20 protein-coding genes are annotated in these 20,261 nt (G+C 47.0%); 16 read left to right on the forward strand and 4 right to left on the reverse strand.

Going from position 1 to position 20,261, the window contains the following annotated elements; all coding sequences use genetic code 11:
• The first annotated feature begins 37 nt into the window (after positions 1 to 37).
• The 10 genes from ACRQU7_RS07250 to ACRQU7_RS07295 all read left to right on the forward strand — a co-directional run bounded on the left by ACRQU7_RS07250 (position 38) and on the right by ACRQU7_RS07295 (position 8,893).
• Positions 38 to 913, forward strand: coding sequence for a branched-chain amino acid ABC transporter permease (locus tag ACRQU7_RS07250; protein ID WP_038323600.1), 876 nt, complete (start codon positions 38 to 40; stop codon positions 911 to 913).
• On the forward strand, positions 913 to 1,965 hold the full coding sequence (locus ACRQU7_RS07255) for a branched-chain amino acid ABC transporter permease (RefSeq protein ID WP_052010494.1): 1,053 nt from the start codon (positions 913 to 915) through the stop codon (positions 1,963 to 1,965). The genes ACRQU7_RS07250 and ACRQU7_RS07255 overlap by 1 nt, the downstream gene beginning before the upstream one ends.
• Positions 1,958 to 2,707: an ABC transporter ATP-binding protein gene (locus ACRQU7_RS07260; protein WP_052010495.1), complete on the forward strand. Its 750-nt coding sequence runs from the start codon at positions 1,958 to 1,960 to the stop codon at positions 2,705 to 2,707. Before ACRQU7_RS07255 ends, ACRQU7_RS07260 begins: the two co-directional genes overlap by 8 nt.
• Positions 2,707 to 3,417 (forward strand): ATP-binding cassette domain-containing protein, encoded by a 711-nt coding sequence (locus tag ACRQU7_RS07265; protein ID WP_038323601.1) that lies wholly within the window; start codon positions 2,707 to 2,709, stop codon positions 3,415 to 3,417. Before ACRQU7_RS07260 ends, ACRQU7_RS07265 begins: the two co-directional genes overlap by 1 nt.
• A gap of 144 nt (positions 3,418 to 3,561) precedes the next feature.
• Complete coding sequence (locus ACRQU7_RS07270) at positions 3,562 to 4,371, forward strand: glucose 1-dehydrogenase (protein ID WP_052010496.1); 810 nt, start codon at positions 3,562 to 3,564, stop codon at positions 4,369 to 4,371.
• A 132-nt stretch (positions 4,372 to 4,503) separates the two neighbouring features.
• A complete protein-coding gene (locus ACRQU7_RS07275) occupies positions 4,504 to 5,346 on the forward strand; it encodes a transketolase (protein ID WP_038323602.1) in 843 nt (280 codons plus the stop codon).
• A gap of 19 nt (positions 5,347 to 5,365) precedes the next feature.
• Positions 5,366 to 6,295 carry a transketolase C-terminal domain-containing protein gene (locus ACRQU7_RS07280; protein WP_038323603.1) on the forward strand — a complete coding sequence of 310 codons (930 nt, stop codon included), beginning with the start codon at positions 5,366 to 5,368 and terminating at the stop codon, positions 6,293 to 6,295.
• A 27-nt stretch (positions 6,296 to 6,322) separates the two neighbouring features.
• Complete coding sequence (gene garR, locus ACRQU7_RS07285) at positions 6,323 to 7,210, forward strand: 2-hydroxy-3-oxopropionate reductase (protein WP_038323604.1); 888 nt, start codon at positions 6,323 to 6,325, stop codon at positions 7,208 to 7,210.
• Positions 7,211 to 7,381: 171 nt separating this feature from the next.
• Entirely contained in the window at positions 7,382 to 8,518 is a 1,137-nt protein-coding gene (locus tag ACRQU7_RS07290; protein ID WP_444644822.1) for a glycerate kinase family protein, read from the forward strand.
• Positions 8,519 to 8,632: 114 nt separating this feature from the next.
• Positions 8,633 to 8,893 (forward strand): transposase, encoded by a 261-nt coding sequence (locus ACRQU7_RS07295; protein ID WP_444644824.1) that lies wholly within the window; start codon positions 8,633 to 8,635, stop codon positions 8,891 to 8,893.
• 281 nt (positions 8,894 to 9,174) lie between these two features.
• On the opposite strand, the gene ku is transcribed toward ACRQU7_RS07295, so the two are convergent.
• A complete protein-coding gene (gene ku, locus ACRQU7_RS07300; protein WP_444644826.1) occupies positions 9,175 to 9,993 on the reverse strand; it encodes a non-homologous end joining protein Ku in 819 nt (272 codons plus the stop codon).
• A 163-nt stretch (positions 9,994 to 10,156) separates the two neighbouring features.
• Between ku and ligD the strand changes: the two genes are divergently transcribed.
• A complete protein-coding gene (gene ligD, locus ACRQU7_RS07305; RefSeq protein ID WP_444644828.1) occupies positions 10,157 to 12,598 on the forward strand; it encodes a DNA ligase D in 2,442 nt (813 codons plus the stop codon).
• Between the two features lie 301 nt (positions 12,599 to 12,899).
• Positions 12,900 to 13,166: an AbrB/MazE/SpoVT family DNA-binding domain-containing protein gene (locus ACRQU7_RS07310; protein ID WP_052010497.1), complete on the forward strand. Its 267-nt coding sequence runs from the start codon at positions 12,900 to 12,902 to the stop codon at positions 13,164 to 13,166.
• Between the two features lie 81 nt (positions 13,167 to 13,247).
• Here the strand turns inward: ACRQU7_RS07310 and ACRQU7_RS07315 are convergent, their stop codons facing one another.
• Positions 13,248 to 13,802, reverse strand: coding sequence for an NADPH-dependent FMN reductase (locus tag ACRQU7_RS07315; protein ID WP_444644831.1), 555 nt, complete (start codon positions 13,800 to 13,802; stop codon positions 13,248 to 13,250).
• Positions 13,803 to 14,259: 457 nt separating this feature from the next.
• Positions 14,260 to 14,448, reverse strand: coding sequence for a ferritin family protein (locus tag ACRQU7_RS07320; protein WP_444644833.1), 189 nt, complete (start codon positions 14,446 to 14,448; stop codon positions 14,260 to 14,262).
• An 834-nt stretch (positions 14,449 to 15,282) separates the two neighbouring features.
• Between ACRQU7_RS07320 and ACRQU7_RS07325 the strand changes: the two genes are divergently transcribed.
• The 3 genes from ACRQU7_RS07325 to ACRQU7_RS07335 all read left to right on the forward strand — a co-directional run bounded on the left by ACRQU7_RS07325 (position 15,283) and on the right by ACRQU7_RS07335 (position 18,332).
• Positions 15,283 to 16,116, forward strand: coding sequence for a pirin family protein (locus ACRQU7_RS07325; RefSeq protein ID WP_444644835.1), 834 nt, complete (start codon positions 15,283 to 15,285; stop codon positions 16,114 to 16,116).
• 526 nt (positions 16,117 to 16,642) lie between these two features.
• Positions 16,643 to 16,927, forward strand: coding sequence for a hypothetical protein (locus ACRQU7_RS07330; RefSeq protein ID WP_141827852.1), 285 nt, complete (start codon positions 16,643 to 16,645; stop codon positions 16,925 to 16,927).
• Positions 16,928 to 17,342: 415 nt separating this feature from the next.
• On the forward strand, positions 17,343 to 18,332 hold the full coding sequence (locus ACRQU7_RS07335) for a linear amide C-N hydrolase (protein WP_444644837.1): 990 nt from the start codon (positions 17,343 to 17,345) through the stop codon (positions 18,330 to 18,332).
• A gap of 82 nt (positions 18,333 to 18,414) precedes the next feature.
• Here the strand turns inward: ACRQU7_RS07335 and ACRQU7_RS07340 are convergent, their stop codons facing one another.
• On the reverse strand, positions 18,415 to 19,302 hold the full coding sequence (locus ACRQU7_RS07340) for an effector binding domain-containing protein (RefSeq protein WP_444644839.1): 888 nt from the start codon (positions 19,300 to 19,302) through the stop codon (positions 18,415 to 18,417).
• A 407-nt stretch (positions 19,303 to 19,709) separates the two neighbouring features.
• Here ACRQU7_RS07340 and ACRQU7_RS07345 point away from each other — a divergent pair, with 407 nt between their 5' ends.
• A complete protein-coding gene (locus ACRQU7_RS07345) occupies positions 19,710 to 20,210 on the forward strand; it encodes a hypothetical protein (protein WP_444644841.1) in 501 nt (166 codons plus the stop codon).
• Positions 20,211 to 20,261: the final 51 nt, after the last annotated feature.

Below are 20,261 nucleotides of genomic sequence, written 5' to 3' on the forward strand. Positions count from 1 at the left end.
TTGGAAATCACCCCCGTAAAGAGGAGAATGATAAAAAATGCTTCAGGTTATAATTAACGGGCTGTTAATCGGCGGTGTTTATGCGCTGGTTGCCGTGGGCATAACGATGATTCACGGTGTTATGAAAATAGTCAACTTCGCACAGGGCGATTTTTTGGCTATGGGCCTTTATTTTACTTACGCGATGTATTCGCTGATGCCGCAGGGAAGCCTGCCCTACTGGCTTCTTGTTCCGGTGGGCGCAGCGATGTACCTCGCGGGCTGTATTTTCTTTTCCACCACCATCAAAAAGGTGATCGGCAAGGGCGACAGCAATTATATTTTGCTGACGATAGGGCTGTCTTATATAATACAGAACGTTATACAGCTAATTTTCGGACCCGACTTTAAGAGTGTGGCAGTATCTGACCAGCTCCGTAATGGGGCACTTGCGCTCGGAAGTGTATCACTTTCTACAGCGAGGGTTATCGCGTTTATTGCTGCTGCGGCATTTGCCGTGTTCGTCAACTGGTTCCTCGCCTCAACCGACATTGGCAGGGCTATGAGGGCGACGAGCGAAAACCGCGTAATAGCAGAATCTCTCGGAATAAAGACGAGCATAGTCTTTATAACGGCGTTCGCTTTAGGAACAGTTTTTGCGGGAATCTCGGGATTGCTCATCTCTCCGATATTTTTGCTGTCGCCTAAAGTAGGATCCCAGTTTTCTATCATAGCAATGTCTGCAATGGTTCTCGGCGGATTGGGTAACATCAAGGGCGCGCTGATCGGCGGTCTGATTATCGGGCTGGTTGAATCGATGACAAGTTCCTATGCCGGTGTGCTTCTCTCTCAGGCGGCAATCAACGCAGTGCTGATGCTGGTGTTGATAATCAGGCCATACGGACTTTTCGGGAAGAAAGGACGTGCGTCGTAATGATTAAGAATATTTTCAACCCAGCGACCATTAAAAAGCACTCAGTTGCGCTGGCATTTATTGTAATATGCCTGATTTTCCCGTTTGTGATAAGCAGGACTTATTTTACGCGTGTGCTTATGGAAGTATTCTTCTTCGCCGCGCTTGGAAACGCCTGGAATATTATCGGCGGATACGGAAAGCAGACCTCGTGGGCTTCATCAATTTTCTTCTCAATCGGCGCGTATACAACAATTATACTGTTTGCCGGTTCGGGACAGGCGGGCGGAAAAATTATCCCCGCGCTTGGTATTTCTCCCTGGATAAGCGTATGGCTCGGAATCGCGCTTGCCGTTTTGCTCGCCATTGTCATCGGCTGGCCATGCTTCAGGCTTCGCGGAGTCTTCTTCTCCATAGCGACCATTGCATGCACAACAATCTTTCGACAGCTGTTGATTTACTTTGAGCGTTTCACAGGTGGATCGCTCGGACTTACTTTCAAAATCCGCAGTGGCAACACCCTTTGGGGGCTGCATTTCGACACGGATTTGCCTTACTATTTCGTGGCGTTTATATGGATGATTATCACCACGCTTATTGTAGTGTATATTGACAGACACAAACTCGGGTATTATCTGAGGGCTATTTGTGAGGATCAGGACGCAGCGGAATCGCTGGGAATGAAATCGCAGAACGTCAAACTGCAGGCTTTCATTATAAGTTCAGCGATGATGGCGTTTACGGGAATGCTCTACGTTTTCAAGACCGGTTTTGCCGATCCGAACACGCTTGCGTCGCAGGATATGTCGGTGCGTATCGGCATCGTGGCAATACTTGGCGGTATGGGCACAATCTGGGGGCCGTTGGTCGGCGCACTTATCTCGATACCCCTGCTGGAACTCTCCAATGCCTATTTGCAGGATTTGGGAGGCGGCGGCGCGGGCTGGGCGCTTTACGGTCTACTTATCGTGATTATGGTTCTGTTCAAGCCGAACGGCATCGTTTCGCTTGTTGAAGATATCAAGGCGAAGTTCTTTGCTAAAAAGACGGTCGGGGGTGACAGAATTGCCTGAAAACTGTAAAAAGATAATCGAACTGAAAAATGTGGATAAGTCTTTCGGTGGCGTGCACGCCATCAATAATTTGAGTTTCTCTGTATACGAGGGGGAAATCCTTGGGCTTATCGGACCGAATGGCTGCGGTAAAAGCACGTCCGTCAACCTTATGACAGGCGTTTATCTCCATGACAAAGGAGAAATTATTTATTATAACGCCGACGGCAGTTCTGTTGCGCTTAAAGAACAGTCTGTTCCGAACAGGGCAAAACTGGGTATGGGGAGGACTTTTCAGACCCCCAAACCTTTCGCGGATCTGACCGTGTTTGAAAATATTTATACGATCGCTATGCTGTATAACCGTACGCTCAAAGAGGCGAATAAGGTAGCGGAAGAGATTGTGAAGTTTGTGCAGCTCGACGATATCGCGGAGCAGAAATGTACCAAACTGCCTATCGAAAAGCGAAAATGGCTTGATATGGCGCGCGTGCTTGCAACACGCCCGCGAGTCCTGATGCTTGACGAGTGCCTCGCCGGACTTACACCCAGCGAGATGGAAACAAGCCTTGATATGGTTCGCAAAATCAACAAGCAGGGCATAACTGTTCTATTTATCGAGCACGTTATGTCTGCCGTGACTAAACTGTGTAACCGTGTGGTCGTTATGGAGGAAGGTCACTTTATGACAGAGGGCGATCCCCTTGAAGTTATGAAAAAGCCTGAGGTTATCAGAGCGTACTTAGGGGAGGATTACAAATAATGGAGATGCTTAAACTCGAAAAGGTCTGCGCCGGTTACGGCGACCTGAAAATCCTCTTTGACATCGACCTCTCGGTAAATGAGGGCGAAGTTGTGGCACTTGTTGGTTCAAACGGTGCGGGCAAAACAACAATCTTGCGCACAATATCGGGCGAGGTGAAAATTCAGTCCGGATCGATTTCCTGGTTGGGCGGCGATCTAGCGTCAAAACACGCTTATTCCCGCGCCGAAATGGGCATTGCCCACATCCCACAGGGGCGCGGTATACTCAGCAATCTTTCCATTAAGGATAACTTGATTCTCGGCTCTTACACAAAGCGCACAAAATCAAAGCGGCAGGAACTGCTGAAAACAGTTTTTGATACATTCCCGATTCTCAAAGAGAGAGAAAACCATCTTGCCGGTACGCTGTCGGGCGGGCAGCAGCAAATGCTTGCCATCGGGCGTGCGATGATGATGGAACCGCAGCTTCTCATCCTCGACGAGCCGTCGCTCGGGCTCGCGCCCATCGTCGTGGACGAGGTGTTCCATATCCTGAAAAAAATGAAAGAAAACGGTTCGTCAATGCTTATTATCGAGCAGAATCTCGTCAAGGCGCTGCAAATTGCCGACAGAGGTTACGTCTTAGAAACAGGCAAAGTCGTAATGGCCGACAAGAGCGCGGAACTGCTCGCCAACCCCGACATACGCAAGGCGTATTTGGGAATTTGACAGTTGTGAATATATGAGTCGCGTTGCGGCGATGCGATCTTCCGCACGATTGCAAAATTTTAAACGGCTCTGCGGCAAAAATGTCTGTGAAATGTAAAATTGGTGTTGATTTTAATGAAATATCCAAAAGAGGAGGAATTTTTAATGGGTATAGCTGAAAATTTACTTAAAATGTTTTCACTTGAGGGAAAAACAGTCCTGTTCACGGGAGCGGGTGGCGGTATTGGCGGTGAACTTGCCTCTACGCTGGCGGGAGCGGGCGCGTCCGTCGCGCTGTGCGATATAAACGCCGATGCTTTGGGCAAGCGCAAAAAACTTATTGAAGACGCGGGCGGCAAAGCATCTGCCGTTATTCTTGACGTTACAAAGCGCGCGAGCATTGACATAGCGGTAAAGACTGTCGTTGCTGAATACGGGAAGATAGATATTCTCGTAAACTGTGCGGGAATCAACAAGCGCGAAGGACTTGTCGACGTTGATGAAGCCACATACGACAAAATTATGGCGATTAATCTCAAAGGAGCGTTTTTTGTTTCGCAGGCTGTTGCACCTTATATGAAAGAGAAAAAATACGGAAGCGTCATCAATATTGGCTCGCATAATACGGGACCTATCCTAGGTGGATGTTCCGTTTACGGCGCAACAAAATGCGGGCTTCTTTCGCTGACGCGTTCTATGGCGGTGGAATGGGCGAAATACAATATCCGCGCCAACTGTATCAGTCCCGGGCATATCAAAACGGATCTTACAACTGTTACTTGGGCGCACCCGACGCGCAGCAAGTACCTACTCGACCGCATCGCGCTTAACCGTCCCGGTTATCCCGAGGATATTGCGGGCGTGTGTCTGCTCCTCGCTTCGGACGCTTCATCCTACATCACAGGCTGCGAATACCGTGTTGACGGCGGTTGCGTCTGCGGTGGTCAGCCGTGGGATTATGATACAAACTTTTAGTCGTTTGGGATAAAAGTGGTTACGGGCATAAAGGCCAGGGAGTCTGTTGTTCTTTCGTCGGGGTAGCTCTATCGGCTTAGGTAAAATTGTTGATTCTAGTCGCATAATTGAACATAGGAGGTAATTATTATTATGACAAATCAGGATACAGTGAAAGAAATTAAAAAACTGGCAATAAATATCCGTCGTGATGTTGTCAACATGATTGGCGGAGAAGGGCATGTCGGCCATTTAGGCGGTTCCTGCTCCAGCGCCGACATTGTAGCTGCGCTTTACGGACATAAAATGAAATTTGATCCGAAGAATCCGCAGTGGGAAGGCCGCGATAAATTTATATACAGTAAAGGCCACGCTGCTATCGCACAGTACGCAGCGCTCGCAGAAACCGGCTATTTCCCCGTTGAGGAGTTGAGCACCTGCAAAAAACTCGGCTCCCGTCTACAGGGCCATCCTGACCGCTGCAAGACCCCTGGCATTGAGGCGGGCACCGGTTCACTGGGCCAGGGCCTTTCCATTGCCAATGGTATGGCACTGGCAATGCGCCTTGACAAAAAAGATAATAAAGTTTACTGCATCATGGGTGACGGTGAGATGGACGAAGGCCAGATCTGGGAAGCTGCTATGGCGGCCGCCAGTTTCAAGATTGACAACATCGTTGGCATCATTGATAAAAACTGCTTACAGGCTACCGGCGCGTGCGCCGACCGCTTCAATACGGATCCGCTGTCGGAAAAATGGAAAAGTTTCGGCTGGCATGTCATTGAAATTGACGGTCACAATGTAGAACAGATTCTCGCTGCTTTTGATGAAGCGGATACCGTTAAGGGTATGCCGACTGTTATCATCGCACATACTGTCAAAGGCAAGGGCATTCCATTTGCGGAAAACGTGGTCGGTTTCCACAATGGCTCTTTGACGAAAGAACAATATGAAACCGCGCTGAAGGAACTGGATTCCCAGTTCTCAGCTTTATAAGAAAGGGGATGTGTCAGATATGAGTAAGACACAAAGCCAGCGTTTAGCATATGGTGAAGAAATTGTCGCACTGGGCGCTGAAAATTCAAACGTAGTCGCTCTTGAAGCGGATCTTGGTAAATCCACTATGTCCTGCCTGTTCCAGCAGGCATATCCCGATCGTTACTTTGAAATGGGTATTGCAGAACAGGACATGCTCTCTACAGCAGCCGGACTGGCTGCCAGCGGAAAAATTCCGTTTTGCAGCACTTTCGCAGTTTTCGCTACCGGCAGAGCTTATGACCAGATTCGGCAGACGATCTCCATTGGGAAGCTGAATGTAAAACTTTGCGGATCCTCTTCCGGCCTTTCCGATTTCGGCGACGGTTCCACCCATCAGGATATTGAAGATGTCGCACTGATGAGCGCAATTCCGAATATGACAGTGTTGACCCCCTGTGACGCTACAGAAACGCGTCAGGCGGTTCGTTTGGCAGCAGAGATCGACGGCCCGGTTTACCTCCGCGTTGTCAGAAATGATCTTCCCGATTATATCAGTGAAGATGACAAATTTGAAATTGGAAAACTGCGTGTGCTCAACGAGGGTTCCGACGTTGCAATCTTTGCGCAAGGTTCCATGGTCAGCGCTTCTATGAAGGCTGCCGAACTTTTAAAAGCTCAGGGCATCTCTGCAAAAGTGGTCAATGTTTCCACAATGAAACCATTTAATTATGCCGGTGTGGCAGAAATCGCGAAAACTGTCAAGGCGGTGGTAACCGCTGAAGAACATAATTACATCGGCGGCCTTGCTTCTGCCGTTGCACTATCCCTGCGGACATCCGCCGTACCCATGGATTATGTCGCAGTACAAGATGTTTTTGGGCAATCGGCCTATGGCTCGCCGGAACTTATGGAGCATTACGGACTGACTGCAGAAAATATTGTAGATAAGGCAAAGAATCTGCTGTAATGATTATCAAAAAGGAGAACTGATTTCATGAAAATAGGATTTATCGGACTTGGAATTATGGGGAAACCCATGGCAAAAAACCTCATGAAGGCCGGACATGAATTAATCGTGTTCGATGTAGTGCAGGCAAATGTTGACAATGTAGTGGCGGCCGGCGCAAAATCTGCTGCTTCTTCAAAAGCAGTTGCGGAACAGTGTTCCCTGATTATTACAATGCTTCCTAATTCTCCCCATGTAAAAGCGGTCGTCATGGGCGAAAATGGCGTATTGGAAGGTGCAAAGGCCGGTACCGTCCTCATTGACATGTCTTCCATTGCACCGCTCGCTTCCCAGGAAATTGCCAAAGCCTGTGCTGCAAAAGAAGTCAAAATGATCGATGCGCCGGTATCCGGTGGTGAGCCTAAAGCGGTCGACGGTACGCTTTCTATTATGGTTGGCGGCGACAAAGAAATATTTGAGAGTGTCAAAAACGACATTTTGTTGAAGATGGGTGCTTCGGCGGTATATTGCGGAGCAATCGGCGCGGGTAATACTACCAAGCTTGCTAATCAGGTTGTTGTAGCCTGCAATATAGCCGCATGCGCAGAGGCATTTACGCTGGCTAAAAAAGCCGGTGTAGACCCGCAGCTTGTTTTTGAAGCAATTAAGGGCGGTCTTGCGGGCTCCACCGTAATGAATGCAAAGGTTCCAATGATGATCGACGGCAACTTCAAACCTGGCTTTAAAGTTGACCTGCATATCAAAGACCTGAACAATGCACTCGAAACCGGACACGGTGTCGGTTCCCCTCTGCCGCTGACAGCCGCGGTAATGGAAATGCTGCAGACGCTCCATGCAGACGGACGTGGTCAGGAAGATCACAGCAGTTTGGCAAATTACTATGCAAAGGTCTCTGGGACGAAGATTGGCAAATAAAATCAATTTGATATTCCTGATTTAATTTTTCTACAGCGGGGGCGCGTTCTGTTGTTGTCAATGCAATGGAACGTGCCCTAACTGTGTATTTGTGCACACTGTATTGCAAAGAAGTGCGTTTACGTCAGTTCGGGAAGTTCAATAGAGTAGAATAACAAGGAGATAAATAACATGAAAAAAGTCATATTAATTCCTGATTCATTCAAAGGAACCATGGATTCCGCTGCTATATGCGGAATTATGGAAAAACAAATTAAAACCTATTATCCTGAAGCGGAAACAGTCTCCATTCCGGTGGCGGATGGCGGCGAAGGTACGGTGGACGCTTTTTTAGCTGCGATGGGCGGCGAAAAGGTGTTTCTTACCGTGAAAGGCCCATACCGCGAAGACCTGCACGCATTTTACGGTCTGGTCGATGACGGCCGCACGGCGATCATTGAAATGGCCTCGTGCGCGGGTCTGCCTCTGGTCGGCGACAATAAGCACGCCGAAAGGACCACTACGTACGGTGTCGGCCAGCTGATTGCCCACGCCGCGGAATCCGGCTGTCGGAAAATTATTGTTGGTTTGGGCGGCAGCGCGACGAACGACGGGGGAACGGGAGCGGCTTCCGCTTTGGGAATTCGTTTTCTGGATTATAATGGAAATTCGTTTGTACCGGTAGGCGGAACTCTGGATCAGATTCAGACCATCGATATGTCCGGCCTGTGTCACGAGCTGAAAGACGTGGAGATTGTCACCATGTGTGATATCGACAATTCTTTATGTGGGTCGCAGGGCGCGTCCGCGGTATTCGGGCCGCAGAAGGGCGCCGATGAAGACACTGTTAAGATGCTGGATCAGAATCTTGCACATCTTGCCGAAGTAATTCACAGGGACCTGAAAACAGACATAGCCGATCTTCCGGGGGCGGGAGCCGCCGGTGGAATGGGGGCGGGTATGGTGGCATTTTTAGGATCCAGCCTTCAGATGGGAATCGAAACCGTACTGGACACCGTGCGGTTTGATGAGATTGTAGCCGACGCCGATTTGGTGATCAGCGGCGAAGGAAAAATGGATACGCAGAGTCTTCGCGGCAAAGTTGTCATCGGCGTTGCTCACCGTGCAAAAGCAGCCGGTGTTCCGGTTATAGCGGTTGTTGGTGACATCGGAGATAATATTGAAACAGCATATGATATGGGGGTCACTTCCATTTTTAGCATTAACCGTGTCGCAGTCCCTTTTAAAGAAGCTAAAATGCGCAGCCAAAATGATCTTGCCCTGACTGTCGATGATATTGTCCGCCTTTTAAAACGCACACATTTTTAATTCTAGTTATTCTGACGTGGTAATGCTTAACGATTGAATAAAGAAATAAGCAGACGGTTTTAGCTAATAGAAAAGTTAGTCACAATATGATAAAATGCAGATGAAGTGATTAACATGAAGAAACGGTTCAGCGAGGAACAGATCATCAGGTTTCTAAAAGAGCATGAATCTGAAAAAAAGCTACAGATATTGTTCGAGAATACAATATTTCTGAACACAATTTACCGTTGGAAAAGCAAATACAGCGGGATGGATGTCAGCGAAGCAAAGCATTTGAAGCAGTTGGAAGAAGAAAACCGCCAATTAAAAGAGCTGGTGGCAAACCTTACTCTGGGTAATCATATTCTAAAGAACGTACTTGCAAAAAACGCATAAAACCTGCCCAGAAGCGTTGCATTGCGGAAGAGATACAGCAAACGATGTGTTCTGGTGGATATTCCTAAGACAGGTTTAGCAAACAATATTTTTTCCCAAGCTAAGGACGTGGGTTCGACTCTCGTCATCTCCACCAATGAAAAGAGGCACCCGGTGAAGGGTGCCTCTTTTCATTGTGGGGTGCCCACAGCAAACTCCGGCGCAGGCAGGAAGCAGCATTCTCAATGACTGTCAGTCCTTGTATAATTCCAGAGCAAAAATAAATATTAGTATCAAGTGCTTTACGCACCTTTCGTTTTACTTGCCTTCTTTTTTGTCGGCTCATTCTTTGTTTTATCCTCATTCTGCTTCTCAATGCTGGCTTTCAGTGCATCCATAAGATCGATAACTTTTCCGGTTTGTTCCTCAGAACTGGCAGCGACAACGTCCTTTCCGGCGATTTTTGCTTCAATGAGCTCCTTGAGCCTTCCCTGGTATTCATCCTTATACTGAGACGGATCAAAAGGCGTATCCATTGTGTCAATCAGAGCCTGAGCCATTTTTAATTCCTGTTCGTTTGGCTGTGGAATATCGTAAGACTTCTGCAGATCCTTAATGTCATCCTGATAAAACATGGTTGAAATCAACACCCCGTTTTCACGCGGGATGATCGCCATCAAAGTGTCTTTTGTTCCCATAACGGTCTTGCCTATTGCAATCTTCTGCTCCTTCATCAGAGCGGACCTCAGAAGTTCAAAAGCTTTTTCTCCGCCCTTATCCGGAATCACCTGATACGTCTTATCGTAATAAACCGGCGAAATCTGGTTTAACTGCGCAAAATGCAGGATCTGGATCGATTTTTCCTTTTCAGTTTTGATTTTTTCTATTTCTTCGTCCGATACAACGACATACTGGTCCTTATCATACTCATAGCCTTTGATAATATCTTCACTTTTCAGTTCTTTTCCGCAATGAGCACAGGTCTTTTTATACCGTACACGGCTCTGGTCTTCTTTATGCAGCTGATTAAAATGAATATCGTTATCCTGAGTGGCTGTGTACATAGCCACAGGAATCGCCACAAGTCCAAATGAAATAACGGAATGATGTGCTACTGGCATAAAAATGTCACCTCCGGATTTAGTATAACCAAAAGTACCGGCAAATAATTGAAAATCGGCTCGTATGATTTCTCAATAGGATAAATATCAGGGAACCGGCGGATAATAACGAAAAGCGCAGGTTTCGGACTGATGGAACTGCTTGTCAAAAGGGTGCGTATCAATGGTTACAAAGCTGGAAGAATACAATCGGAAAAGAAATTTTGAAAAAACCGAAGAACCAGAGGGCGAATCGGAAAATCCCGAAGACCGCCTGAAATTTGTTGTTCAGCATCATATTGCCCGCAGGGATCATTTTGATTTCCGCCTCGAATGGGACGGGGTACTTTTAAGCTGGGCGGTACCCAAGGGTCCTTCCTATGATACTCACGATAAGAGGCTTGCCGTACAGGTGGAAGACCATCCACTGGAATACAGAAACTTTGAAGGGCTGATTCCCAAGGGGGAATACGGCGGCGGAGTCGTAATGCTCTGGGATGAAGGTTTCTGGGAACCTCAGGCGGATGCAGCGGAAGGACTCCGTACAGGCTCGCTTAAGTTTATCCTGAAAGGCAAAAGACTGAAGGGCAAATGGGCTTTGATCCGAATGAAAGCAAAAGGGGATGAGACCCGGAGCAACTGGCTTCTGCTCAAAGAAAAAGATGATTACAGCAAAACCGGCGATGGAATTTCCGAGTTCACCACAAGCGTCCGGACTGGACGCACCCTAGAGGAAATTGAAAAAGGCGAGGGCGAAAAATTCACCCGTAATCCTTTTGAAAAGGCGGATGTACAGCTTGCCAGACTTGTCAGCACGGTTCCCGAAGGCGAGGATTGGCTTTACGAGGTAAAGTACGACGGCTACAGGATTCTGGCCTTCCTGAAAGGCAACAACGTTCGGCTGCAAACCCGCAGCGGCAACGATTATACGGACCGGTTTCCCGAAGTCGCCAATTCCCTTATCGATCTGGCCGCCGGAAGGGCAATGGTTCTGGACGGTGAAATAGTGGTCACGGACGTCCACGGCAGAACAGATTTTCAGGCCCTGCAAAACTATATGAAAGCTCCGAAAGGTAAAAACTGCATTTATATCGTCTTTGATCTTCTGGCCCTGGACGGAGCGGACCTAAGGGGACAGCGCCTGATTGACAGAAAAGAAGCGCTTGGGACTCTTATGAAGAGTTCACCGAAAAACCTTTATTATTGCCAGCATATCAAAGGCAATGGAAAAGAAAGCTTTGCGGCGGCCGGCCAGGCGAATCTGGAAGGAATTGTAGGTAAAAAAGCCGACTCCGTATACAGCGGGACCAGAAACGGTGACTGGATCAAGCTTAAATGTGATAAAAGGCAGGAATTCATCATTGGAGGATATACTCTGTCCGATAAAAAGACAAGCGGGGTAAGCTCGCTGCTCCTTGGCGTTTATAAAGGAGAAGAACTGGTCTATGCCGGACGGGCCGGAACGGGCCTGAGCGCCCGCAGCGCGGCAGAGCTTGAGCATCAGTTTAAAAGTTTAGAAAGAGGATCGGCTCCTTTCAGCCAGGCGCCCCAGGAAAGAACTCACGAAAAAATCACCTGGCTTGAACCCCTATTGGTTGCGGAAATCAAGTTCGCACAGTGGACCGAAGAAAATCTGCTGCGGCAGGCAAGCTTCAAGGGCCTGCGGACCGATAAAAATCCAAAGGATATCAAAAAGGAGGAAGCGGATGATGAGGCACAGCCTCAGGCATCCGCCGAAAATGTGGAGAAACCCATGAAAGCAGCTGACGATGACCTTATCATAGAAGGCGTTAAGATTACCCACCCGGAAAAGATCATGTTTCACGATCCTGACATAACCAAGGCGGATGTGATCCGGTATTATGAAAAAGCAGCGGCGCGCATGCTGCCCTATGTATCCCACAGAATTTTAAGCATCGTGCGCTGTCCCAAGGGAATATCGCAGAGCTGTTTTTTAAAAAAGCATCCCGGTTCGGACAGTAAAGGGGTCGTTTCAGTATCGATCCCCACCAACGATGGGGAAACGGAAGATTATTTCTATATTGAGGATGCGTCCGGACTGATATCCGAAGCGCAGATGGGCACGCTGGAATTCCATACCTGGGGGAGCAGGGTTGACAAGCTTGAAAACCCCGACGTAATGGTATTCGATCTCGATCCTGACGAAGGAATGGACCTCGAAACGGTGCGCCAGGGGGTGAAAGATGTCAAAAGCATTCTTGCCGAGCTCTCGCTCAAGTCGTATCTAAAGACCAGCGGCGGCAAAGGGTACCATGTGGTCGTCCCTTTTAAACCCGTTGCTTCGTGGGATGTGTTCCACGACTTTGCGAAACGCATTGCCGAAGTGATGGAACAGAAGTGGCCCGACCGTTATACAAGCAATATCCGGAAGGAAAAACGGAAAAACAAAATCTTTATCGATTGGATCCGAAACGGCAGAGGCGCTACAAGTGTTTCACCCTATTCCATAAGAGCGAGAGAAGGGGCCAAAGTGTCCATGCCGATCGCTTGGGATGAACTTGAAACGGTTGCCCCCGACGGCATTACTATGGAGGATGCACTCCAGAGGATCGGCGGCAATGACCCCTGGAAAGATTTTTTTCAAAATAATCAGGTCTTAAAATAAGCAAATCGGCAAATGAACGGTGGTTGGTATTTTGGAACATTTTGAAATGTCCCAAGATCAGCCGCCGTTTTTTATGTCCGGAACAAAAATTTTACCGTTGCACTATATTAGTGCAGCGGTACCATAAATAACCTGTAATATTAATACATAGTACCGGACCGCCCCGTCTTTCCCTGGCAGATTGGATTTTAAATAGCAGATTCTGTGTATTGTTTGATATACTATTGATGAAAAGACCATGACGGAAAATCGGGTATTTCCGTTTTACATGAGATAGGGAAATTTAAGGGAGGCAAAATCTATGAGGGCAACAGGAATTGTCCGCAAAATTGATAACACGGGGCGTATTGTCGTTCCAAAAGAGCTTCGCGAAATCAACGGAATCGAGGACGGAGATCCGATCGAGTTTTATACGGATGACGAAGAAAATATTATCCTGCACAAATATGTGCCATATGAGGATTGGACGAAAGAAGAGCTGCGCGAAGCGCTGTTCGCGGCCGCGAAGGATGCCGGAAGAAACCCGGAGGAATACCTCGACAAAGTGAGAAAGAAACCAAAAGCGTAATAAACGCCGGATATCCTGCGGAAACCGCGGAACAAACAAAAAAAGAGGCTCCTGCCGTAAGGCAGGAGCCGAATGGAACCATTAGAAATGGTTTATCCATGTTACAAAAGCATCCGCATAGCTTTTCAGAAACGATTTGGTATTTTCTGAAGTCAGTTTACCATCAGGTCCCAGAACGTCCGTTACATTTCCAAGATACGCTTCCGGCTGCTGCATCGTGTAAACGTTTAAAAACACCAAAGACTGACGTAGATGGTGGTTTGCGCCGAAGGCACTCAGTTTCCCCGGGGATACACTGATGATTGCTCCGGGCTTTGCATCCCAGACGCTTTTCCCATATGGACGGGAGCCTACATCAAGCGCGTTTTTCAATACGGCAGGGACGGAACGGTTGTATTCCGGCGTTACAAACAGAAATGCATCCAATTTGCCGACAGCTTGTCTGAATTCAGTCCAGGAAGCAGGCGGAGCGGAAGTATCGTCATAGTCCTGATTATATAGTTCAAGACCTCCGATATCGATGATTTGCGCAGTAAAATCTTCCGGCATAAAATCAATGACATTTTGAGCGATCTTTTTGCTGAAAGAATCTTTTCGAAGACTTCCTACAAAGACGCCAATTGCTTTTTTGCTCATATTAGGTCACCCCTTAAAAATATTTGATATATTTTATTATAGCATTATTTTTTTAAAAAGCGAACGTTAATATTAAAAAAGCCGCCCTAACGCCTGGGCGGCCCAAAGAAAAAATAGGAGGAATGCCAATTGTGTAATTGACAATTAAATAGTAACAAATTTGTAATTATTTTGCAAAGGTAATTTTTGGAAATAGAGAAGCCGCTCCAATTAAGGAGCGGCAACAGAGGGGTATTAATGAAAAAGAAGTATATGATTCCTCATATAGGACTTGTAAGCTGTTTGGAATGATTAAAGTATAATGGCCCAATGTGAAATCGGCGTGAAGATTGGGTTAAAATTCTACTAATTTGAAAAGGCCGCTCCTGCTACAGAGCGGCCAGATAGAGAAAAAAACAGAAAAGAAGTTTGATAGAAGGATTGGCAGGAAAAACCAAATTATTCAAAGCCGGGTGTTTTATTTTGCGGCCGACCTCAGCCCGGTAAGTATTTCAATGTGCCTTTCTTCATCAAGGATGATCCGTTTGAATAAATTCTGGATTTGGGTGTCTCCGATCTGCCGGATCATTCTTTGATAATGCGCAATGGCGGCCTTTTCTCCTTCAATGTCGGACTGAATAATCTGTGCAAAGGTATTGCGGTACATGGGGAAACTCCCGCTCCAGTACCTTCCGGATAAGCATGATCGGAGCAGCGGGGCGTTACCCAATTGTAATACGAGATCGCCTAGCAATCTCCAATGAATCATTTCTACTTGTATGATTGCCCCGTATGCCTCATATGAATTTGCCAAATCCTTTAAATACAGACGGTGTACCCCATATTGGGCGATGGCGGTTGATTCGGACCCTTCTCCCGCATATCCGTCTGAAATGATTGACGCATATCTGCAATTTTTTTCAGTAACAGTTACAACCGGATATGGTTCGTCGACCCTGGCGGACAGATAGGCGCCGCTGGCATTGTCGTTCATATTCTCACCTCACAGAATCATATGCTGAAATTCGGAGGCAGATTACTTTTGTGTTCAGAGACGATCTTCAAGGCGCTTTTCTATGTATGATGGCACCCACTGTCAGTGAGCGCCACGATCTGCTATTTACATCTACGGCAGCAACAGCCACGCCTACAGCCGCATCCCGCTAAAATCAGAAATGGTATTAGCCAACACATATTTGGTTCCACCTTTCGATCGGAGTTGTTACATACTATGATTTTCAAATATGGCTTGTCAATATGGGAAACAGGAATGCAAAGGGGGAACATTTTTAGGCATTTCCCTTTGCCGGCAGGGACGGGAATACCGAAGGCTGGCTGAACACCGAATATGGCTTTTGAGGGCTCGCGCTTGCTGAATTTTTCTCTTTATGCTATACTGCAAATTACAGAACAGTTTACCGATATGTATGATGAACAGCGTTTCAATAGGGAGCAGGAAGAGTTCTGATTTCCATATAAAACGCTGGGAAGGAAAATGGATATGAAAAAACGCACGATTAAAAAAATAATCCGGGGACAAAGAGCGACGGATGGTGCCGGAGTGCGGCTTGTCCGTGTGATCGGATACCATGACGTGGAAGATTTCGACCCGTTTTTGATGCTGGATTCCTTTGATTCTACAGACCCGTCGGACTATATCGCCGGGTTTCCCATGCATCCGCACAGAGGGATCGAGACCATTACTTATTTGATTTCCGGAAAGATAGAACACGAAGACAGTCTGGGAAATAAAGGAACCATCCATGCGGGAGAGAGCCAGTGGATGACAGCGGGAAGCGGCATTCTGCACCAGGAAATGCCGAAAGACGACGGCAGAATGCTCGGATTTCAGCTGTGGCTGAATCTGCCCCGCGCGGAAAAGATGACCGCCCCGGCATATTTGAGCATTACGCCGGAAATGATGGGTCATGCTACAAAAGAGAAAGCTGATATCCGTGTCCTGTCAGAAAGTTTTGAGGATGCAGCGGGGGTGACTCCGGCCCATATACCGGCAACGATTTATGACATAGCACTTTCGGAGGGAGGAAAAATTGAGCTCCCCACAAAAAAGGATGAAACCGTATTTGTATTCCTGATCGAAGGGAACGCCGTTATTGACGGTCAGTTGATTTTATCAAAATCGGCCGTATTGTTTGAGGAAGGGGACTATCTCTCTGTGTCGGCAGAGCCTGACTCTGCGCTGCGTATGATTTTCTTTTCCGGGAAGCCTTTGCACGAGCCGATTGCCTGGGGCGGCCCGATTGTAATGAATACCCGTGAGGAGCTGAATCTCGCCTTTGACGAGTTAGACCGGGGAACCTTTATCAAGCGGTAACGGGAAAACCCGTTCGTTACAGCGCCCTGTGTGAACGGACGTACGCGGTCCGGTGCGCATGAAACGAAAATTTACGATAAGGAAAATCCCCTGACGTCCGTCAGGGGATTTGTTTTTCGCATCATTTTCAGCAAGTTCCGGATATTGATTGAATGAGGCGAAGAAGATCTTCCAGTGTGCAGATTTCTTCACCGCTGCCGGTAACTGCGTTCTGTACATTGGTAGGCAGCGATAAAAAGTACTGACTAATATCCTGGTTCGATGTTAAAAGATCCTGTAAACCCTGAGCCATAAAAATCACCTCATAAATAGTTTACGATAAGCGGGTTAAATTATACAGGGCATTTCAGCAGAATATGGAATGATTTATCTAGCTACCCCAAAAAATGATCTGTGTTCACCGAATAATCTATCGTACGATTAATTCTCATTATATAAATAACGGATAATCTTTTCAATATTGTAGAAAATGAATCATAAATACAATATATGATCGCTGCAAACCATATGAATGAATGGAGGTATTATGGCTGAATTATCAAAATTATTCCCATGCCGTGTAGGGGACACGATATACTCTTTCGGATGGAATATGCAAAATTGCAAATACGTACTTTTAGAGGAAAAGTGTTTGGGCTTTAATGTCCGCTCAGATGAAGGATACAGCATACTGCTCAAGGGAGAAAAATTTGAATATCTGAGAAGCGATGAAAAATACAGAAAGAACTGGTTTACCTTCCTTGATGAGGCAAAAACAAAATTAGAATTGCTGAATCAGCGGTATCATACGGAAGAGGATAAAAAAGAATAGACACTCTGGCGGAAAAAAAGAGGTGGGGGGTAATTCAATGTTTTCATTGGTCGCCGTCGTAGCGGCAGTCGCTGTACTGGCAGTAATCACCGGATTAATTGCGTACGCGGTCCACAGAGACCATCAGGAATAAAATAAGATATCGATTTATTGATTTTATTCTTGAAAATCATTAATCATTATGCTATAATATAATTAAAATTGGGCTTTTTATAACAGGGGGAATAGGTTTGTGCACGGACCTATAATTCAATAATTAGCTCAATTCACATTGGCGACCCTCTCAGCTGCCTTCTGGCGGTTGGGAGGGCTTTTTTCACACCTTGCCTGCCCCGGCCATATTTATGGAGAAGACATTTAACCATGATGCATCCTGCCCGTCAGGGTGAATTTTGCAGAGGGGGAGTATGGAAAGATGTGTACGGCTATTACATTACAGTCTCAACAGATGGAAAACTTTTTTGGGCGTACGATGGATTTTTCTTATGATATTGAACCGAAGCTTTATGTTATGCCCCAGAATTATTTGTGGGGCAATGTCCTCAACGGAAATCACTTTTATAACCGCTACAGCTTTATGGGAATCGGCCAGGAAACGGACGGAATGCTTGGGTTCTTCGACGGCGTCAATGAAAAGGGATTTGCGGCAGCCGCGTTGTATTTCGCCGGTTATGCGCAGTTCGACTCGCAAATAAAAGAGGTTGGAAAAGAGCCCGTCGCGTCCCTGGACTTTCTGCATTATATGTTAGGAAGATGCGGGTCCGTGGAGGACTTGAAAAGGCTGATCCCTCATATCTCCCTTATTGGACTGCAGGACCCCGTAACACGGACTGTCGCGCCGCTTCATTGGATTGCCACAGATAAAGACGGGCAATGCGCCGTGGTTGAACAGACCGAAAGGGGTCTGGAAATATTCTCAAATCCGATCGGGGTTATGGCCAACAGTCCCGACTTTTCATGGCATATGACAAACCTGAGAAATTATGCAGAGGTATCTCCAAAACAGGCCGAGGAAGCTTACTGGGGGAAAATCCAGCTAAAACCGTTTGGTCAGGCAGCGGGAACCATGCTGCTCCCGGGAGGGTATACCTCTCCGGAGCGATTTGTGAGAGCCGCATACCTGAAGACTCATGTGCAGACGCCCCAGGACAGAACGGAAGCGGCCATAACATGCTTTCACATTATGGAAAGCGTCACAATTCCAAAAGGTGCTGTGACGACGAGCCGCGACACTTACGATTACACCAAATATATCGCGTTTATAAATACAAATACCTGCGAATATTTTTTCAGAACGTATCGCAATCCCCAGATTGCGACGGCCTGCCTTTGGAATTATCAATACAGCACCCAGCCGATCTGCATAGGGAATCTGCTCCGACCGGTTGCATTCGATAAAGTCTGATTTATAAAAAATCCTCCGATTGTCCGCAAGGACAACGGAGGATAAAAATCACGGAATATTGAGTACAGCGAGGGACTGCTTTTTATTTTTTTACCACGGGGATATAGATATCGCAGACTTTTCCGGATTCGGACATGCAGCGGTCGTCGTACCGTTCGAAATCCGCACATTCCGGCGCGTATTCGTATCCGGATTTCGGGAACCACTCATTGAAAATATACTGCCATACTCCCTGAATGGTGGATACAAAGCTTGAGGCGTCACAGGGAGGCGTCGAAAAGACGGCATAGGTTGCACACGGCAGTTCGCAGGTATGGTAGCCGTTTGGAATCACCGTGCCTTCCTTCGGCTCTACGCCGATCACATATTCAAATTCTCCGCTTTCCGGGTTCGCCGGGAAGCATGCGCCATATTCGTCATGCTGTTTGACAAAGCTTTCGGAGTGAAGCTTCTCCATCCTTCCGTCACTCATATAGTCGCTCCAGAAGGCTGGGATCGCTTTGCTGTTTTCGCCGTCAGTGGAGGTCGTTTTCAGGGCGAAGCCCGCGAGTTTGACGGCGGGCAGGGAAACAAATTTCGGTTCCAAAAGAATTCCTCCAATCAGATATTTATTCATACAGAGAAGACTGGGAAGCGCCGGCTGGCTGCAGTGGGCGTGCAGCCGGTAAATTTCCGGGGAACATCCGAAATAGCGACGGAAGGCTTTACTGAAGCCCGAATGCGTTTCAAATCCGTATTTCAGAGCGATGTCGAGGATTCGCTGACCGGAACTGAGCTCATGCGCGGCAAAAGCGAGACGACGGTTTCTCACATAGCCCATTACCGGATATCCGGTACCCCACTGGAAGATCCGGCAGAAATACCATGTGGAAAAACCGGCATGCGCCGCCAGAAGCTCCGTGCCGAGATCATCCGTAATATGTCCGTCGACGTATTCCAGAATGTCCTGCAGTATTTCTGTAGTATCCATCAGCGTTCCCCCTAACCGTACGGTAAATCCAGTATAGCATAGTTTAAAAAAGATGCTGTTCCAAAATTGCGTAATTCAGAATAGAAAACTGTTTTTGCGCTTATTTATGTATTATGATTACAGCAACTCCAATTCGGTTTTCGAGACAAAACACAATCCTTGTTGCAGAATTAACTGGAAATGTTGTAATATGACGGCTAAAAAGGAGTTGAACACGATCCGTTGATAGATTATAATGAAATCAAAGATCATGATTCCTGCTTTCATCGGGCGGCAGTCCGTGCAGTGTGCCGTAAGCTCAGGATTGGCTATAGCCGCCAGTACGATTGGACAGATGGAAAAGCAGGGGAAAGTTTTCTCATCGATAGACGGGACCCGTATGAATATCAAGACAGGGAGGAAACAGCTTGGGAGGATTGGGATTTTCTTATATCGGATTGATTTTTTTATGCTGTCTGTTTATTCCCAATATTTTCTATGGGTTAAATCTGCCGGTGGATTTTAAGGAAATAAAGGAAAACAAAATACTGCTGGTTTTTGAGAGAGCCGGCCAGGTCCTGACTACCACGCTGGTATTGATTTTTGATGACCTCAATATACGGAAAATCGATTTTTGGACGATATGGTTAGGCGCCGCCGGTTTTCTCATGCTCTTATATCTGATGTGCTGGGGAAGGTATTTTACCGGTAAGCATGTATCTGTGGATTTTTACAGGCCTTTTTGGGGAATCCCGTTGCCGCTGGCTGTTTTACCGGTGGCTGCGGTGTTCTTTTTGTCCGTTTATGCGCGGACGGTCTGGCTGGGCGCTGCCGCTATTGTTCTGGGTATCGGTCATATCGGCATTACGGCACAGAACTGGAACGTCCTAAAAAAACAGAAGTACCGGAATACGGGCCCTTTTCGTTAAGCGGCGGCCGGATATATTTCAAATAATTGGATAGGAGAAGTCATAAATTTC

It is taken from the genome of Caproiciproducens puteiluti (genome assembly GCF_052442865.1).
Classification (GTDB): domain Bacteria; phylum Bacillota; class Clostridia; order Oscillospirales; family Acutalibacteraceae; genus Caproiciproducens.

What these genes read in the sequence shown, in the direction of transcription:
- ACRQU7_RS07320 (WP_444644833.1), bottom strand. Translation starts at nt 14,448, where the DNA reads ATGTACCGCAATACCTTTGCACAGATTATTCAGTCCGACATTGAAGGA.
- ACRQU7_RS07310 (WP_052010497.1), top strand. Translation starts at nt 12,900, where the DNA reads ATGAGGGCAACAGGAATTGTCCGCAAAATTGATAACACGGGGCGTATT.
- ACRQU7_RS07270 (WP_052010496.1), top strand. Translation starts at nt 3,562, where the DNA reads ATGGGTATAGCTGAAAATTTACTTAAAATGTTTTCACTTGAGGGAAAA.
- ACRQU7_RS07335 (WP_444644837.1), top strand. Translation starts at nt 17,343, where the DNA reads ATGTGTACGGCTATTACATTACAGTCTCAACAGATGGAAAACTTTTTT.
- ACRQU7_RS07330 (WP_141827852.1), top strand. Translation starts at nt 16,643, where the DNA reads ATGGCTGAATTATCAAAATTATTCCCATGCCGTGTAGGGGACACGATA.
- ligD (WP_444644828.1), top strand. Translation starts at nt 10,157, where the DNA reads ATGGTTACAAAGCTGGAAGAATACAATCGGAAAAGAAATTTTGAAAAA.
- ACRQU7_RS07340 (WP_444644839.1), bottom strand. Translation starts at nt 19,302, where the DNA reads ATGGATACTACAGAAATACTGCAGGACATTCTGGAATACGTCGACGGA.
- garR (WP_038323604.1), top strand. Translation starts at nt 6,323, where the DNA reads ATGAAAATAGGATTTATCGGACTTGGAATTATGGGGAAACCCATGGCA.
- ku (WP_444644826.1), bottom strand. Translation starts at nt 9,993, where the DNA reads ATGCCAGTAGCACATCATTCCGTTATTTCATTTGGACTTGTGGCGATT.
- ACRQU7_RS07325 (WP_444644835.1), top strand. Translation starts at nt 15,283, where the DNA reads ATGAAAAAACGCACGATTAAAAAAATAATCCGGGGACAAAGAGCGACG.
- ACRQU7_RS07275 (WP_038323602.1), top strand. Translation starts at nt 4,504, where the DNA reads ATGACAAATCAGGATACAGTGAAAGAAATTAAAAAACTGGCAATAAAT.
- ACRQU7_RS07315 (WP_444644831.1), bottom strand. Translation starts at nt 13,802, where the DNA reads ATGAGCAAAAAAGCAATTGGCGTCTTTGTAGGAAGTCTTCGAAAAGAT.
- ACRQU7_RS07255 (WP_052010494.1), top strand. Translation starts at nt 913, where the DNA reads ATGATTAAGAATATTTTCAACCCAGCGACCATTAAAAAGCACTCAGTT.
- ACRQU7_RS07290 (WP_444644822.1), top strand. Translation starts at nt 7,382, where the DNA reads ATGAAAAAAGTCATATTAATTCCTGATTCATTCAAAGGAACCATGGAT.
- ACRQU7_RS07295 (WP_444644824.1), top strand. Translation starts at nt 8,633, where the DNA reads ATGAAGAAACGGTTCAGCGAGGAACAGATCATCAGGTTTCTAAAAGAG.
- ACRQU7_RS07250 (WP_038323600.1), top strand. Translation starts at nt 38, where the DNA reads ATGCTTCAGGTTATAATTAACGGGCTGTTAATCGGCGGTGTTTATGCG.
- ACRQU7_RS07280 (WP_038323603.1), top strand. Translation starts at nt 5,366, where the DNA reads ATGAGTAAGACACAAAGCCAGCGTTTAGCATATGGTGAAGAAATTGTC.
- ACRQU7_RS07265 (WP_038323601.1), top strand. Translation starts at nt 2,707, where the DNA reads ATGGAGATGCTTAAACTCGAAAAGGTCTGCGCCGGTTACGGCGACCTG.